A 16,835-nucleotide genomic window follows, 5' to 3' on the forward strand; every position below is an offset into this window, starting at 1 on the left:
TAGTTCGAAAGTGATAGATGTACAAGATTAAGTACAAGTATCCTGAAACAGAGAACACTTGTTTGCACACAAATTTGGGCCTTGTCGGTTCACAAATTTGGTCCTTTGTCGGTTCACAAGGTTGAAGGAACTTTTTTGGTTAGGCTTTGGTTTCATTTGGCGGTGTGGGTGTTTGGTTTGATTATGGGAAGCCATAGCCTTACTTGTGTTAATCGCCTCCCAGCGGGGTATGTGTAGGTAAGCTCTCGGGACGCGGTAAAGCCATCCATGGCCGCTTCGCGAAAACATCCTTGTTTTCGAGACCCTCTTGCCTACCTACACCTTGTCTCTAAAAAGCAGTGTTTCTTGGACTAATAGATTTAACTGTTTGCTAATTTTGCTGCATCTTTCCATAGGTAGCTAGGCATAGGTTCATGTAATTCCCAAGTTATATTCATAGGTTGGGAGCCGCTAGTTTCTGCTAAGTTAACCCAACCTAGGTTCACAAATCCCATCGTATTTCCATTTTCATCTTTATTGGATTCTCGCACCCATAACATAAGTTTTTTACCAATATCTTTATGCTGGATATAGGCTAAGCCCTTACCGCTATCTGGTCGTGCTGAATTCTGAGTCTGCCAATGGAAGTGAGTAGGGCTCATTGCATAGTCGTGATAAAGCGTCGTAGGAGAAAAGTGTTGATCTGATTTTTGTAATGTAACAAACAATAGCTCTACGTTGAGCTCTCTTAAGTTAAATACTCCTTCACGGCTTACTGCTTGTTTTTCAAAACTTGAGCCTCCTAACCCTGCGATAATTTGCTCTCGTGTATAGCGAGCATTGAGTTGAAGTGGGCAAGGAAAGTCTGTTTGAAGTCTTTGAACTTGAGTATCGTTATTATCAAGTAAGTAATTGATAACTTCTATTAATTCATTTTGATATTCAGGATGAGTAAGTGCTGCTAAGCTTTCAGATAGAGAGGTGAAACCTAGCTTATCTCCTGAACAACTCCAAAAGTCATAGTGACACATTAAAGCCATTCTTTGCTCTATTGCATCGCCATTATCCACCCACTTAAAGTGATTTATTGCTAATGAGCGAATAAATTTTAGATAAGTCCGAGCGTCACATTTAATTATGCTATTAAAAATAGCTCTGTGATAATTTTCGGCAATGGTGGTTTCGTTTACTCTAGGGATTAACAGTAGATCGCTTAATAAGCGAGTCCATCCACCACCATCTTTAGGTTTTTTCTTATAAATATCAATTAGTCGGATATTAGGGTAGAAGTTTAAAAAATTACTCAAGGTTAGCTTTTGAACTGTATGGTGTTGAAAATTTTGAATATGTGATTTTAGCTTTTGCTGATTTAATATGGCTTGCTTAATGTTGTTTAAGATTATTTCTTTAGTTTTTTTCTGCAGTTCAATGTGACAGCCAAGAGGAAGGTGCGGAAAGCCGTGCTCAATTTCTTTACTTATAGCGGTATGAGTTTTTCCTATCAATGCTCTAAACTTTTGAGAGAAGTCATATTCGGTTCTAGCATTACCGACAAAATCCAAAACTGTGACACACTCTTTGCCATCGTTATGACGTAAACCTCGCCCTAATTGCTGCAAAAATATGGTTAAACTCTCTGTCGGTCGTAAGAAGAGTAGTGTATCTATTTCTGGGATATCGACACCTTCATTGAATATATCGACAACACAAAGAATATTAATATTTCCTAGTTGCAAATCTTGCCTTACAGAGTGTCTTTCAGAAGCATTTTTACTGGTAAGTACCGCACTTGGTATTCCTTTAAGGCAAAACTTTTCAGCCATGTACCGAGCATGATCTTGGTTGACACAAAAAGCTAATGCGCGCATTTCTAATGGATTAGTTACAAGCTCTTCTATATTTTGAAGTATTTTCTGCAGTCGTTGATCATTCTGGGTATAGACTTGGGTCAACTCACTCGGGTTATAACGGCCATTTTCCCACTTTACCTGTCTTAGATCGGTATTATCATCTATGCCGAAATATTGAAAAGGGCATAAATACCTTAGATTTATAGCCTCTGGTAATCTAAGTTCAGCAGCTATAACACCGCCAAAATCATCCAATATGTTTTTACCGTCATGACGTTCGGGTGTAGCGGTGAGTCCTAGTAATATTTTAGGTGAAAAGTAGCTTATGAACTTTCTATAACTTTCAGCTGATACATGATGGACTTCATCGATGACAATGAAGTCATAATAATCTGAACTGAGATTCATGTTATCTAGTTGATTGTTAAATGTTTGTATTGATGCGAAAAGTTGGTCGTATGAGTCTGGTTTATGTTGGCCTACCCATAACTCGCCAAAGTTTGGCTGTTTTAGTACTGCTCTAAAACTCTCGATTGCTTGTTTTAATATCTCTTCTCTATGAGCTATAAATAGAATTTTTGCTGTAGGGTTTTCTTGATAGAAACGTTTGAAGTCGAAAGCTGATATTAGAGTTTTTCCTGTCCCCGTAGCGGCGACGATTAGATTCCTGTTGCGGCCATGTAGATTACGTTCAGCATCTAATCTTTCTAATATCTCAATTTGATGCTGATGTGGTGCTAAATCAAAAAACACTGTATTTGAGTTATTTTTATCACCACGACCAAGGTTAAGTGAACGATTAAGTTTACTACTCGCTTTCTCTGAACCATCAAAAAAATCAAATTCAGGTTGCTGCCAGTAAGTCTCGAATGTACTGAATGTCTTGTCTATGATGTGTGGGATTTCTTGATTGGTTATCTTCAAGTTCCACTCTAATCCATTGGTTAGTGCTGAACGAGAGAGATTTGATGAGCCTATGTAGGCGGTATGAAATCCTGAATCTCGCATGAATAGATAAGATTTGGCATGAAGACGTTCTTGGTTATGGTTATAGCTTAATTTGACTTCGGTGTTAGGTAGCTTGGCTAGCCATTGAACGGCTTTAAGATCCGTAGCCCCCATATAAGATGTCGTAATAATTTGAAGCTTATGCTTGTTATTACTCGTGAAAGTCCGAAGTTCATCCATGAAAATTCTGAGACCCGTCCATTTAATAAATGAAATTATCCAACAGATTTTATTGGAAGATAGTATTTCACGTTTAATTTCACTCTCCAGTGAAATGCCTTGATTACTACCGCAAAATAACTCGCTTTGTGTGAGGCCTGTAAGAGGGGTTATTTTATCGATATGTGCGGATAATTTAGCCGAAACAGGATCTTGTTTATCAAAAATAGCAGTAAGTAGTTTTGCTGGTTGGGCTATGGTGTAATCAGATAAATCGAGGTTTTCTATTCTTTCCTGAAGCCAATAAATAAGCTCATTAGCTAGCTCTATTTGGGCTAATGGTGAGTCTTTCGTATTTTTTGATTCAGATATAGCAAGGTGAAAAACATGAACTAATGCACGAGTTAACCATAGAGTTTGCTCAGTTGTATCCATATTTCTTTCTGAAATAAAGAACTTATCTTTATCCAGCTTATTACTGATAACTTTCGTTATAAGTTGCTCATAAATACCTGTTTGCATTATAAAACTCAAATTATCTCTGACAGAGAATAACTATGCCAGGTAAGTCATTTTTTGCAAGTCACAAGTATTAACTTAAGTCGGAGAGATTGTTTCGGCTGTACCAGCAGGTGTAGATACAGCTGCGAGCTTCGATGACAGGGCGAGGTTTCACAAGGTGAACTCTTCGAGCGAGAGATAAGGATATCGAACTGGCCGTTAAACATGGACGTTGTTTGATTTGGCAGAGCCTATACTCTTATAAAATCAACAGCCGGCGACTCGCAGACCCTTGTTAAAGAAATAGTGCACATAAGGTCGTTCTTTCACATCCATGTGATCACGACATTCGTATGTCTGACCTCCACGGATGGAGGAAATGTCTTATGCATGCAGGGAACATGCAAGACCATATACAGCACCTGCTGCAAGCAATAAACACCAATGTAGCTATGGTTTGCTAAACCCCTAGCACATAAAAAACTAGCCCAATGAAGCCAACAGACTAGCCAAAAAAGTTATTTGCGTTACTTGCTAGCTAGCAAGTATCTTGTACTTCGCCCACCAGCTCCCGCTTTCACTAAAAAGCTTTGCTCAACAAGTTGAGCCAAATGACGAGTAGCCGTTGCACGACTGACTTTAGCGACCTTCTGGTATTGGCTACTGCTTATGCCCAGCTCAAATTCGCCGTTCAATAAGCGGTTAAGCACTTTCACTTGTTCACCGCTCAATAATGTCTGATCGACACGCTGCCAATAGTTAGTTTTAGCTACTGTCTGGGCTATATCATCGAGTGATTTCTGCAAACTGCTATTGAGCGTATCTAAAAACCAGACTAACCAGGAGGTAATATCTAACTCGCCTTTTTGAGTGCTCTCCAAAATATCGTAATAGGCTTGTCTGCGCTCCAGGATACTCACTGACATGGCATAAAAATGAATAGAGCGGCTTTCTGCCTGTGCGAGTGCTAAATCTGTGAGTAAGCGGGTTATTCTGCCATTACCATCATCGAGTGGGTGCAGAGTCACAAACCATAAGTGAGTGATGGCTGCACGGATCAAGGGATCCATTGCCACATCTTGCTGTGATCTGTTGAACCAATCTATAAACCTTGTGAGTTCATCTTCGAGCCCTGAGCGAGGTGGGGCTTCAAAATGAACTTTAGGTTTATCTATGCGTCCTGAGATGACTTGCATAGGCTCGCTACCCCGTAACACGCCACCTTGAACGGGATTAAACAGGGTATAACCTTCGGGAAACAGTAATTTATGCCAATCCATGATCCGCTGTAAACTTAACTCTGTTTGCCAGTTCTGCAGGGCATCCAGTGTCATCTCAGCTAAGCCATCAGTTTGAACCGTGGTGGGATAGGGCTTTTCATCGCTGATACCTAGCTTGTTGGCCAGAGATGAGCGTACCGAGAAGGCATTGAGTTTTTCGCCTTCAATGGCACTGGAATGAATGATATTTGCCAGCAAGGTATCAAGTGTCATTTGAGCTGATGGCTCGCTATCTAATTTACCAAGCAGCAGGCCTTGGTTGAATCTAACCTGACGCAATAACAAGGCTATATTATCGGTTTCCCAGCGAAAGTCAGGCCAGTTAGCTTGTTGCCAAATCCACATATAGAACCTCTATGAGTAGCTATGAGTCAAATAACACTCTTATTCTACTCACTACGTGAGGCGAATAACAAGTTTAATCGCCTCACATAGTGAGGCAAATAGCCCTTATAATTGCCTCAAATCGGTTTTTAGTCATTAAAAGTCGAAGAAATCCGCTGTTTTTTATCAACCAGTGTAGTTGCGGCTGCGAGCTTCCAAAAAATGGATGTTTTGGCAGAGCCCATAGGGATGACTCTTATAAAATCAACAGCCGGCGACTCGCAGATCCTTGTTAAAGAAAAGGTGCACATAAGGTCGTTCTTTCACATCCATGTGATCACGACATTCGTATATCTGACCTCCACGGATGGAGGAAATGTCTTATGCATGCAGGGAACATGCAAGACCATATACAGCACCTGCTGCAAGCAATAAACACCAATATAGCCATGCTGCCAAATACCCTACCAAGCAAAAAACCAGCCCAACGAAGCCAACAGACTAACCAACAAGGCTATTTGCCACACTTGTTAGCTGACAAGTCACAGCATCGAGTCTATGTATCTTGGCTCTTGCCTGCAGTATTCATTTTTTGTATCTATAATTAGATACTCTTTTGTTTTTTTGTATTCAAAATTCGATACGCTTGGTGTGGTCGTGTATGCTTAAATTGATACGAACGTCTTAAAGAAGCTGATAAGGGCGACTTCGCCCCTTTCGTTGAATATCTAGAGAGTATGGGTAATTAACCTCTTATGATGAGGCTAAATAGATAAACTGTATTTTCCGCCACTGCTACTCGTTACAGCGCTTCTGAATGGGATATTGAAATAGGCCATGATGAAGAAAGTGTCACCCTATTTGAATCTGAAGATCCCAAAGCGCTAACGCAATTCCTTGAAAAACACAGTCTCCCAACACTACCTAATTATGGAACCAGCCTAGTTAAGCCACTAATCGAAGAGATACACTGCTTTTTAGAGATGAGGTGTAGGTAGGCAAGAGGGTCTCGAAAACACGGATGTTTTCGTGAAGCGGCCATGGATGGACTCTCATGAAATCAAGAGCCAGCGTCCCGAGAGCTTACCTGCACATACCCCGCTGGAGGCGATTAATATCAGCAATGTTATGAACCACTAAAAACCATCAAATAACAATATAGCCCAATGAAACCAACAGACTAACCAAAAGGCTATTTGCCAAACTTGTTAACCGACAAGTAAGTTAACTCCGTGTAGCGAAGCGCTCCGTGGTGAGAATGCTCTTATTTTTAAAGCGTGAATCTAAAGCGACAAAATCAAAGCTATCACCACGGAGTACACAGAGATCACGGAGAAAAAAACAAACTAAATCGAAGAGGTGAGCTCTGCTTTACCTACAGGTGTAGATACAGCTGCGAGCTTCCAAAACATGGATGTTTTGGTAGAGCCCACATGGAAGTGCTTGCGGCGTCTTGCAGAAGTGTCTGCACTAAAGCCTGCTGCAAGCAATAAACACAAATATAGCCATGCTGCCAAATACCCTACCAAGCAAAAATACAGCCAAATGAACCCAACAGACTAACCAACAAGTTATTTGCTCAACTTGTTAACCGACAAGTAACTGCCCCCGTTGGAGGCGATTACCATCAGCAATGTTATGAACCACTAAACCCCCACCAAACAAAAATCCAGCCCAATAAAACGAAAACCTAATTTCCAAAGCTATTTGCCACACTTGTTCGCCGACAAGTGAATCAATTTGTAACTTAATGGTTTATCCACTTTCACTGTCACATTGCCTTCATTTATCTCCTCTATGCTTGGTGGCTTTTAGTAAGCAGTTTCTTGTTTCTAAATAGTTTTTAATGGCAAACCGTCTGGTATTAGACATACAAATTAGGGAATAAAATGAAAATTAAAACTGGTCTCTTGTCTGCACTGATAGCTCAAGCTCTATTGGTTTCCGCACCTGCGGCGGCGTTGAATATTGTGCTAACTAACGACGATAGCTGGAATACCCATAACATCAAGGCGATGAAAGAGGCGCTGGTTGCTAAAGGACACGATGTGATTATGGCGGCGCCTTGTACGGGGCAGAGTGGTAAGGGCGGTTCATTTGGTTTCTTTAAATCGGTGAAGGTGGATGAGACTAAGGCCGAGCAGTATGAGTTTTGTATTGGCGATCTAGATACCTCGCAATCCTTCGAAGATTATGTCGAAGGCACGCCGGTTATGTCTGTCTTGTACGGCATAGATGTGGCAGCGCAGAAAAAGTGGGGCAAGGCGCCGGATCTGGTGGTTTCCGGTCCCAATGAAGGCAATAACTTAGGTTATATGAATAATAACTCAGGAACCTTAGGAGCCACCATGATAGCCCTAAGTCGCGGTATTCCAGCTATCGCAGTCAGTGCTAGTGAGAACTCTCTGTCAGATGCCACTCAGGGGCCTAAGATAGCCAGTGTGGTGGTTAATGTGATCGATAAGCTGGAAGCTAGCCGCGCTGACAATCAACCTCTGCTGCCGGCTTACATGGGGCTAAACATCAATACGCCTGAAGATATCGATGCCAGCTTAGGTTATCGCTTTACCGATGTGGGTTGGAATGGTGGTGGCATAGCGCTTAAGTTTGTCGAAGATTTCAGTGACAACGAGATGATCGTTGGTTATTTCGCACAGATCTTGTTAGCCCAGGGAGCCGCCGAGTCTATGGAGCAGGCATTAGCTATGGCTAAGGGAATGTTACAAGGCAAGCAAGGTGTTGGCTTCGCTTTAAGTGACGTGAATGACAGCAATGAAAACTCTGAAGGTGTCGCGGTGAAGAATGGCTACATTACCATCAGTACTATAGACGCAAGTGTGCAGGCGACCAGAGCTAAGCGAGCTCTCACTCAGCAGCGTCTATCTGGCTTATAAGCTAAGGACTAGAATATGAAGAAGTGTTTTATAGGCCTAGTTAGCCTGGCGTTTTTGGCCGCTTGTAGCAGTGATGATAGTAATAAAGTCCCTCAAGTGTCGGGTATTTTCTCTGGTGTGACCTATAGCGAAGCGGGAGCGCCGTTGAAGGTGACTGCTACGGCAATCAATCTAGCCGGCTCGGATCAAACTGCTTTTACAACAATCGTCACCCTTTGGGATGAGAGGGATCAACAGATAAGTTACTCAGGGATTTATCATCAGGATTCAAATAAGCTGACCTTTGCTAATGAGAAGTATGAGTGTATCCCGGATAATAATCTGTGGCTCTGCTCCTCAGCAGTTGAGAGCTTCACTCTCGCTAAGGTTACACCTGAAGCGGTAAGCATAGATCTTGTTCTCGGTAGTTACAGTGCTCAATTAGGGTCAGATTCATATGGCCTGGTCATAGCTGCAGATAATAAGTTCACGATCTTAAGTGCAGGCTGCGAAGCGAATGGTTCGTTATCTTATGAGCTTGATGGACAAGTGCTAATGTTCGAACTGGCCGATAAGACTCTGGAAGATACATGTGGCTTAGATAATCTGACTGGGATCATAAATTATGTCAGTGATAACGATGAATTGTTTAGCCTTGAATTTCAAACGGTTAATTCAGACATACCGATTACTTGGCTAAAGCGATAAGCGGATATTGGGTTTGCATAATATTGGATAGTGAGGCGATTCACTATCCAAGCTGCTCTTCCTTGAGCACTAAATGTATCAAGGATATCTTGTTAATGTTTCTTCTCATCCCCTTGCCCGTTAGACTTATGCGAACATTTCATACTATTTGTTATACCATTCCGAGTAAGTATCTGAACATTCAGCGGGAGTTCAAAGCGCTGTAGGCAAGGCGAATGTTTGAAGCTAATAGTTATTCTCGGCAACAAGCTCCTGCGTTGCTCTACCTCCTGCATCCATGCAGTCGTATATCGAGAACATTCAACGTAGCATAAAGGGCTTTGAAACCCGCACTGCGTGAGGCTCTCAGTGTTTCCACTTCTGTGTTACATTGACTTAAAAGGGAATAACCATTTCCTCACCAATGTGCCTTGAATTGAAAAATCTGAGAGCCTCTGAACTGACCATATACTTATATGGAATGGTATTATATGCAGCCTACAACACCTAAATCCTATGTATCTGAACCATCTAATAAAATCACCTCATCTATCAATTCATTACCCATAGATAAGCTTTATGATGAATTTAAATTAGCGATAAAAGACAATCACTTAGTAGTAGAGTCTGATACAGGTTCGGGTAAGTCCACCCGCTTGCCACTTTGGTGTGTTGAAGCCGGGTGTGTAGAAGCTGGCAATGTAGAGCCGAAGGAAGGTGATAGGCCCAAGCGAGTGTTAGTGGTGGAGCCGCGCCGGGTAGCCTGTTTGGCTCTGTCTTCATTTGTCAGTACCCAAACTGAGTTAAAAGTGGGCCATTCCATACGTTTCGACTCTACTGTGACTGATGATACTCAGGTAGCCTTCGTGACACCTGGTATCGCCTTGCGTTGGCTGCAGGAAACCGGCTTAGCCAGTTTTACTACTGTGATTATCGATGAGTTTCACGAGCGTCGTTGGGACACTGACTTATTGCTGGCCATGTTAAAGCTAAAGGCTCTGTCTTCACCCGAGTTTAGGCTGATACTGACTTCGGCCACCATAGATGGTGAACGTTTGACCCGTTATTTAGGTAAAACAGCCGGTCGTTTAGTGGCGGAAGGGAAAAGGTTCCACGTGGAACTAAAATATCAGGCTAGTGAAAGTCACCACCTGCCAGACATTCGGGGTGTGGAACAAGGGGTAAAAACCGCAGTGTCAGGTCTGTTGCAACAGACTGACGGAGATATATTGGTTTTCCTTCCTGGAAAGCGTGAGATTCAAGGCGCTATTCAAATCTGTCAGCCGTTGGTGTTAGCTAGTGGTAAGCCATTGGAGCTATTAGCACTCCATGGTGGGATAAGTCCGGTTGAGCAGAAAAAAATCCTCCAGCAAGCCGAGCATCAGCGAATTATCTTCGCCACTAATGTGGCTGAAACCTCATTGACTATCCCTGGGGTCACAGCTGTGGTTGATTCTGGCCTTGAGCGTCGAACTCACCAGCGCAACGGCCGTACCGTACTTTCACTTGCGAGAATATCTAAAGCCAGCTGTGCTCAGAGAATGGGACGTGCCGGCCGTACGCAAAACGGTATCTGTATTCGTTTATGGGGCCAGAGTGCCCCTATGGAAGCCATGACACCGCCAGAACTTCAACGTGAGGAGTTAGTGGAACCTATGCTAGCGGCGGCTTGTTGTGGTTATAAGCTGTCTGAGCTTGAGTTCGTCGATGACTTGCCAGTTAAATCATTGGCTATCGCCGAGCAGAAGTTACTGGCTATGGGCGCTATCGATGCTGACGGGCAGATAACGCCTCATGGCAAGAAGCTTTCTCCGTTACCGATAGATACTCAGTTTGCTCACCTTATTAGCGCCATGCCCGACGATACATGTCGTGGCTTGATGGTAGATCTCGCCGCGGCCTTGAGCGTGCCGCACGGCTTGTTCAAGTTACCCACCAGTGAGTTTGATCTTAAACTGCTGAGTGAATGGGAGCCTCTGGGCTGTGATGCATTCACGCTAATAAAAATAGTTAGAGATAAACTGCCCGATTTTCTTGCCGACGCCGATGCTGGCTATGTCCATAAGGGAGCCCGTAAAGAGGCGCGTATGCTAGCGGCGCAGATTCGCTCGGCATTGGGTTTGCAGACCATAGAGCAATCAGATGCGTTAGCCAGTAAAGACATTGAGCTGCGCCAGCGTTGGCTGTTAGCCGTTATCAAGGCTGCACCTGAACTGGCTTACGTTAGGCGTGAAAAGCGTATAACGGCCCTTGGCAATGGTTTTAGCGAGGCTCAAATCGGCCGTGTCAGTCGTTTCTGTAGCGAGATTAAGACAGTCGATGGTAAGGAGAGTGCGTTAGCGGCGGTGATATTCGATCTGCACTCAATAGCAGGTAAAGGGGCGAAACAAACACTTAATCTGGCCTCTTGTATGGCACCTATTTCATTTGATTTGTTGTTAGAGGCTAAGTTAGGTGAGGAGCGTCTGGGAGACAGTAAAGAGAAGGGGCAGAGTCATAAGCTGGTGGTCGACACGTTTTACGCCGGTAGAGTGATAGGCTCGCGTCTGAAGCAGGTCGAGGGGGAACAAGCGATTGAGGCTATTGTGCGTAGCATAAGTGTCGGTCGTCAATTTAAGGGCTTATCCCAGCGTTTGAAAAATGATATTGCCGCCTGGAATATCTGGTTAGCTCTGGGAAAGGCTAAGGAGCAATTTACCGAGTCTGGTCTGGTGAATAGCTTAGGTGAGGAGCCATTGGTATTCGATGTCTATCTTATGGAGAGACTGAATGAGCTAGGGGTAGAAAGCTTTGATGATCTGCAACTGATAGAGGCGGATGATCTCTTATTCGAGGGGATACCTGATTGGCAGCGCGAAGAGTTCGATACCTTGTACCCGACTAAGTTGATATTGGCCGACCTTAAGCTGAATGTGGAATACCTGCCAAAACGCAAGTTAGTGACATTAGTTTATGCCAATGGTTCGCGTAAAACCGGCCCTAAGCGCTGGGAGTTACCTCGATGGCAAGGTTGGAAGATTCAATACAAGAAGGCCAGCCGAGTCGTCGATGTAAAATGAGCCATGTTTATTAGCTTATTGACCTGGTAATCGAGTGGTTTAGCGACCACTTTTTTGTATTTTGTTTTATTTTCTAACTTTAATTTCGAGAGAAAAACTGAGTATAAATTTAAAAGCATCCAAGTTATAAAAATTGTTTTTGATCTTTGCACGATCAGATCGATTTTCAACAATAGAATTAAAATTCGTTTTGCGTATAACTTTTCAGCGAGATCTGATTTTTTGCAATTAACAAGTAAAATAGAAATTTTTATCCACAAACAGAATCCTTTTATATCATGCAGTTAGGTTTTGATCTGCTGGCTCTTTGAGTAAAAGATCTATATTTACATTGCTTGTTGATATGTCTGTTGATGATTTTGATCGAGCTTGAAAAATGTACAGGGTTGGATCTGCTATTTTGATCACCTAAAATAGCAGCAGTATCGGTTAAATTAGCAACAAAAAGCATAATATACAGTGAGTATCAGATTCGCTTTTATTTAGCTTCACCTAAGGATCTGCTTAATTTGGATCTTGCCGATTCACTCAGGGTCAGATTTTTCCTAGGATCTAGTTTCTGGAACGCTTGATTCTGGCCAAGAGCATGCCGGAATGACGAGAGGTGGATGAGATCGGGATTAGTGACTAGCAGCTAAGATCTTTAATTAGCATAGCCTAGTGTTTTTCCTAAGATCTTGGTGCTGGAGTGCTAGATTCCGGCCAAGAGAGTGCCGGAATGACTAAAGTGGATGAGATCGGAATTAGTGACTAGAAACTAAGATCTTTAATTAGCATAGTGACCTTCTTTTCTTAAGATCTGGATTCCGGCCAAGAGCATGCCGGAATGACTAAAGTGGGTGAGATCGAGATTAGTGACTAGAAACTAAGATCTTTAATTAGCGCAGTGACCTTCTTTTCTTAAGATCTGGATTCCGGCCAAGAGCATGCCGGAAAGACGAAGCGGGTGAGACAGAGATTAGTTACTAGAGCGCTAGATTCCGGCCAGAAGCGTACCGGAAAGACTAAAGTGGCTGAGGGATAATTTACTAGAAGCTAGATTCAGGCCAAAAGAGTGCCGGAATGACCTTATCTGAGCATGCCGGAATTACGCTGGGGGGAGATAGGATCTAGTTCCTAGAACCTAGGAACTTTATTTAGCGTAGCGTCCTTCTTTTCCTAGCATCTGGATTCCGGCCAGAAGCGTACCGGAAAGACGGGCTATTTTCCTATACAGAAAGAACTGAAGATCTTACCGAGTAGATCGTCTGAGGTGAATTTACCTGTGATCTCAGATAAGGCCATCTGGCTCATACGTAACTCTTCGGCTAATAGCTCTCCGGCCAGATAAACTTCTAACTGCTCTTTGCCTAACATCAGGTGACTGCTGGCTAGATCCAGTGCCTCTAAGTGACGACGACGTGCGATAAAGCCGCCTTCAAGATTACTTTGATAGCCCATAAGGGATTTAAGGTGTTGTTTGACAGAGTCTATACCTAAACCTGTCTTAGCCGAGATGCGGTAAACAGGATGGCCGTGATCTTGGGTGAGTTCTAATGACTCGCCTGTGAGATCAGCCTTGTTACGCACCACTGTGATACCTAGCTTACTCGGTAGACGGTCGATAAAGTCAGGCCAGATCTCATGTGGGTCAACGGCGTCTGTGGTAGTGCCATCGACCATAAATAACACCTGATCGGCAGTTTCTATTTCGGCCCAAGCACGTTCGATACCTATCTTCTCGACGGTATCAGAGGTGTCTCGTAGACCTGCTGTGTCGATAATATGCAGTGGCATGCCATCGATATGTATGTGTTCGCGCAGTACATCGCGGGTGGTGCCAGCTACTTCAGTAACTATGGCAGACTCTTTACCAGCTAATGCGTTAAGCAGACTAGATTTACCAGCATTTGGCCGACCGGCAATTACCACCTTCATGCCTTCACGAATTATCGAACCTTGCTTAGCGCTGGCCTTAACTGAGTCTAGTCTGGTGATGATCTTGTTGAGTGAGCCGGCTATCTTACCGTCGGAGAGGAAGTCTACTTCTTCATCGGGGAAATCTATGGCTGCCTCGACGTATAAGCGCAAGTTAGTGACCTTTTCGACCAATGCATGTACTTCTGTTGAAAATTCGCCCTGGAGTGAGTTTAAGGCGCTCTTAGCGGCTTGCTCGCTGGTGGCATCGATAAGATCGGCAATGGCTTCGGCCTGGGTGAGATCTAACTTGTCATTCATGAAGGCCTGTTCACTGAATTCACCAGGTCTGGCGATACGAATGTCTTTGGTTTCCAGCACGCGCTTGATCAGCATATCTAAGACTATCTGGCCGCCATGACCTTGTAGTTCCAGTACATCTTCACCGGTAAAGGAGTTAGGCCCCTTGAAATAGAGGGCGATACCTTGGTCGATCACTACGCCATCGGCAGTTTTAAAATCACAGTAATCAGCATAACGAGTCTTGGGTATGTGCCCAAGCATAGCCATAGCAACTTCGCTGGCCTGATCGCCGGAGATACGTATGATACCCACACCGCCACGGCCTGGAGCGGTGGCTTGTGCCACGATAGTATCTTCTGTCATTACTGTGATTCCTAAGCTAAATATGGGGGTAAAACTGAAAGACTCAGTCTCTCATAAAAAGAAAAAGCGGCTAATACCTGAGTATCAACCGCTTTTCAGTTAACGCTTATTTGGTGTCAGACTTATTTTAAGCCTTTCTTCGCCAGACCTGCGTAGATGATTTTCTGCTGCGTGATAGCAACTAAGTTACCAACCAACCAGTAAAGTACCAGACCTGCAGGGAACCAAAGGAAGAACACGGTAAATACCACAGGCATCCACTGCATCATCTTCTGTTGCATAGGATCCATGGTCGGTGCCATTGGCTGCATCTTCTGCATGACGAACATGGAGATACCCATCAGGATTGGCATCACGTAGTAAGGATCTTGTACCGATAAATCGGTGATCCATAACATGAATGGTGCATGACGTAGTTCAACACTCTCCATCAGTACCCAGTATAGCGAGATGAAGATAGGCATCTGTAGCAAGATTGGTAGACAGCCACCCATAGGGTTAACTTTCTCTTTCTTGTACAGCTCCATCATAGCCTGACCCATCTTCTGACGGTCATCACCAAAACGTTCTTTCATTTCGGCAAGCTTAGGCTGCAGGTTACGCATCTTAGCCATTGAGGTGTACTGAGCTTTAGTCAGTGGGAATAACATACCACGCACAGTTAGCGTAATAAGAATAATCGCCAGACCCCAGTTAGACACAATCGACTGGAAGAACATAAGTAGCTTGTTGATAGGTACTGCTAACCACCAAAGGAAGCCATAATCTACCACTAAGTTAAGTGAGTCAGATATCTCAGAAAGTGCTTCCTGATCCTTAGGACCTACATAGAACTGAGAGCTGATAGTCTGAGTCGCACCAGGTGCAATATCATAGATGGCACCACGGAAGCCGATATTTGCCTGACCGCCAGCACTGATGCTAGAGAAAATGGTGTTTTGGTCATTTTCAGGTGGTATCCAGGCAGAAACGAAGTAATGTTGCAGCATAGCTGCCCAACCACCTAGCGTCTTCTTATCAAGGTCTTTATCAGCCATATCATCGAACTTGTACTTCTCGTAACGAATGTCTGAAGTAGAGAAGGCGGCACCAAGATAAGTTGGCATAATCATGCTGCTGCTACTTTTCTTGATACTGTGCTTAATCTGACCGTACATTTGTACTTGAAGCGGCTTATCTGTGGTGTTGTCTACAAGATAGTCGACATCAATCTTGAATTGACCACGGTGGAAGATAAACATCTTAGTGTACTTAGCACCGTTTTCAGCAACATAGGTCAAGGGGACTTCTAGAGTCTCTTGATCGGCTGCCATAGTGTAGTCCTGTGATGCACTGTCGAAGTGAGCACGGCCTTTAACACTGCTGTCGATACCATTACGACCGATAAGACCACTTTGAGCTATGTAGTTAATATCTTTAGTCTGTTCCAGGAGTACGAATGGTTCGTCACTTTCTTGCTCTAGTTTATGTTCAACTAGGGCCGAGTAGACGATATCGCCACCAACTGGATTAATCTTGATGACTAATTGGTCAGTATGAATCGTGATTAATTCTTTCGAAGCGACAGTTGCAGCTGGAAGCGCAGAGTCTGCATCCGGAACATCTGAACTGTGTGCGTCAGTAGTATTTGAGGCAGTCGATACCGAAGTTAATTCAGTAGTCACTGGTTGTGGAGCTTGGTCCGTCTGCCACTGTTGCCAAAGTAAAAAACTGACAAAAAGCAGACCGATAAGAAATATATTGCGTTGAGATTCCATAGCCTATTTATTACACCTGTGTTTTTTTGAGGGGACGGGGTCAATACCGCCCGGATGCAAAGGGTGACATTTTAATACGCGTTTTGCTGTAAGCCAACTGCCTTTTACAAATCCATGCAAATGAATGGCTTCGATAGCATAATATGAGCAAGTTGGATGAAAGCGGCACTTATTAGTCCCCAGTAGGGGACTGATTAAGATTTGGTAGCCACGAATAATCGTGGTTGCTAGCCATTGTAGCGGCGAGTGAGTTTTCGCCATAGCTTTTCTACCAATTTATGGAGCTCTGCATTCTCCATCTCTACGACGCCATTTCTGACCAAAACAACTATATCGACCGGAGGCAATTCGTGCTGATGCAAACGAAAATTATCTCGGATGATACGTTTAATTCTGTTTCGCTGGTGGGCTTTCTTAACAAAACGCTTAGCAACAGTTAATCCAATACGTGGATGCTGCTCAGAATTTGGAATAGCTAGTAAAGTTATTTCAGCGGAAGAAGCTTTGATAGGTTTTGCAAATACAGATTTGAATTGCGCGGGAGTTAACAAACGTAACTCCCGCGTAAAGGTATAGCTAGTCACTTGCATTTCTACTGTTAAGCAGAAAGACGAGCGCGACCTTTAGCACGACGACGAGCTAGGACCTTGCGGCCTCCAACTGTAGCCATACGAGCGCGGAATCCGTGAGAACGCTTGCGCTTGAGGTTGCTTGGTTGAAAAGTACGTTTACTCATTGTGGCAATCCGTCTTTATGTTAGTTGAAAAAAACCCAAATTCTCTAAATTGAAGAATAG

At 43.6% G+C, this 16,835-nt stretch carries 12 protein-coding genes; 4 read left to right on the top strand and 8 right to left on the bottom strand.

What is annotated here, in order from left to right; genetic code table 11:
• Nucleotides 1–359: 359 nt before the first annotated feature.
• Nucleotides 360–3,518, bottom strand: a complete 3,159-nt coding sequence (locus tag SVI_RS00075) for a DUF3427 domain-containing protein (RefSeq protein WP_408005157.1) — start codon at nucleotides 3,516–3,518, stop codon at nucleotides 360–362.
• A gap of 506 nt (nucleotides 3,519–4,024) precedes the next feature.
• The gene (locus SVI_RS00080) at nucleotides 4,025–5,122 is read right to left on the bottom strand and encodes a Fic family protein (RefSeq protein WP_013049305.1); all 1,098 of its coding nucleotides are present in this window, start codon (nucleotides 5,120–5,122) and stop codon (nucleotides 4,025–4,027) included.
• 362 nt (nucleotides 5,123–5,484) lie between these two features.
• Here SVI_RS00080 and SVI_RS00085 point away from each other — a divergent pair, with 362 nt between their 5' ends.
• On the top strand, nucleotides 5,485–5,709 hold the full coding sequence (locus SVI_RS00085; protein WP_013049306.1) for a hypothetical protein: 225 nt from the start codon (nucleotides 5,485–5,487) through the stop codon (nucleotides 5,707–5,709).
• 738 nt (nucleotides 5,710–6,447) lie between these two features.
• Here SVI_RS00085 and SVI_RS21295 read toward each other — a convergent pair.
• Nucleotides 6,448–6,618: a hypothetical protein gene (locus SVI_RS21295; protein WP_157608638.1), complete on the bottom strand. Its 171-nt coding sequence runs from the start codon at nucleotides 6,616–6,618 to the stop codon at nucleotides 6,448–6,450.
• A gap of 372 nt (nucleotides 6,619–6,990) precedes the next feature.
• On the opposite strand from SVI_RS21295, the gene SVI_RS00090 reads away from it, so the two are divergent.
• The 3 genes from SVI_RS00090 (at nucleotide 6,991) to SVI_RS00100 (ending at nucleotide 11,720) form a co-directional block, all read left to right on the top strand.
• A complete protein-coding gene (locus SVI_RS00090; RefSeq protein WP_013049309.1) occupies nucleotides 6,991–7,995 on the top strand; it encodes a 5'/3'-nucleotidase SurE in 1,005 nt (334 codons plus the stop codon).
• Nucleotides 7,996–8,010: 15 nt separating this feature from the next.
• On the top strand, nucleotides 8,011–8,682 hold the full coding sequence (locus SVI_RS00095) for a putative periplasmic lipoprotein (protein ID WP_013049310.1): 672 nt from the start codon (nucleotides 8,011–8,013) through the stop codon (nucleotides 8,680–8,682).
• 470 nt (nucleotides 8,683–9,152) lie between these two features.
• Nucleotides 9,153–11,720, top strand: a complete 2,568-nt coding sequence (locus SVI_RS00100) for a helicase-related protein (protein ID WP_049791009.1) — start codon at nucleotides 9,153–9,155, stop codon at nucleotides 11,718–11,720.
• A gap of 1,200 nt (nucleotides 11,721–12,920) precedes the next feature.
• Here the strand turns inward: SVI_RS00100 and mnmE are convergent.
• The 5 genes from mnmE to rpmH all read right to left on the bottom strand — a co-directional run bounded on the left by mnmE (nucleotide 12,921) and on the right by rpmH (nucleotide 16,775).
• A complete protein-coding gene (gene mnmE, locus SVI_RS00105) occupies nucleotides 12,921–14,282 on the bottom strand; it encodes a tRNA uridine-5-carboxymethylaminomethyl(34) synthesis GTPase MnmE (protein WP_013049313.1) in 1,362 nt (453 codons plus the stop codon).
• Nucleotides 14,283–14,404: 122 nt separating this feature from the next.
• Nucleotides 14,405–16,039 (bottom strand): membrane protein insertase YidC, encoded by a 1,635-nt coding sequence (gene yidC / locus SVI_RS00110; RefSeq protein ID WP_013049314.1) that lies wholly within the window; start codon nucleotides 16,037–16,039, stop codon nucleotides 14,405–14,407.
• Nucleotides 16,040–16,042: 3 nt separating this feature from the next.
• Complete coding sequence (yidD, locus tag SVI_RS20940) at nucleotides 16,043–16,300, bottom strand: membrane protein insertion efficiency factor YidD (RefSeq protein WP_013049315.1); 258 nt, start codon at nucleotides 16,298–16,300, stop codon at nucleotides 16,043–16,045.
• Nucleotides 16,267–16,623: a ribonuclease P protein component gene (gene rnpA, locus SVI_RS00115; RefSeq protein ID WP_013049316.1), complete on the bottom strand. Its 357-nt coding sequence runs from the start codon at nucleotides 16,621–16,623 to the stop codon at nucleotides 16,267–16,269. Before rnpA ends, yidD begins: the two co-directional genes overlap by 34 nt.
• Nucleotides 16,624–16,637: 14 nt before the next feature.
• Complete coding sequence (gene rpmH / locus SVI_RS20945; RefSeq protein WP_006083827.1) at nucleotides 16,638–16,775, bottom strand: 50S ribosomal protein L34; 138 nt, start codon at nucleotides 16,773–16,775, stop codon at nucleotides 16,638–16,640.
• Between the last annotated feature and the right edge of the window lie 60 nt (nucleotides 16,776–16,835).

The organism is Shewanella violacea DSS12 (assembly GCF_000091325.1).
In the GTDB taxonomy this organism is placed as follows: Bacteria; Pseudomonadota; Gammaproteobacteria; order Enterobacterales; family Shewanellaceae; genus Shewanella; species Shewanella violacea.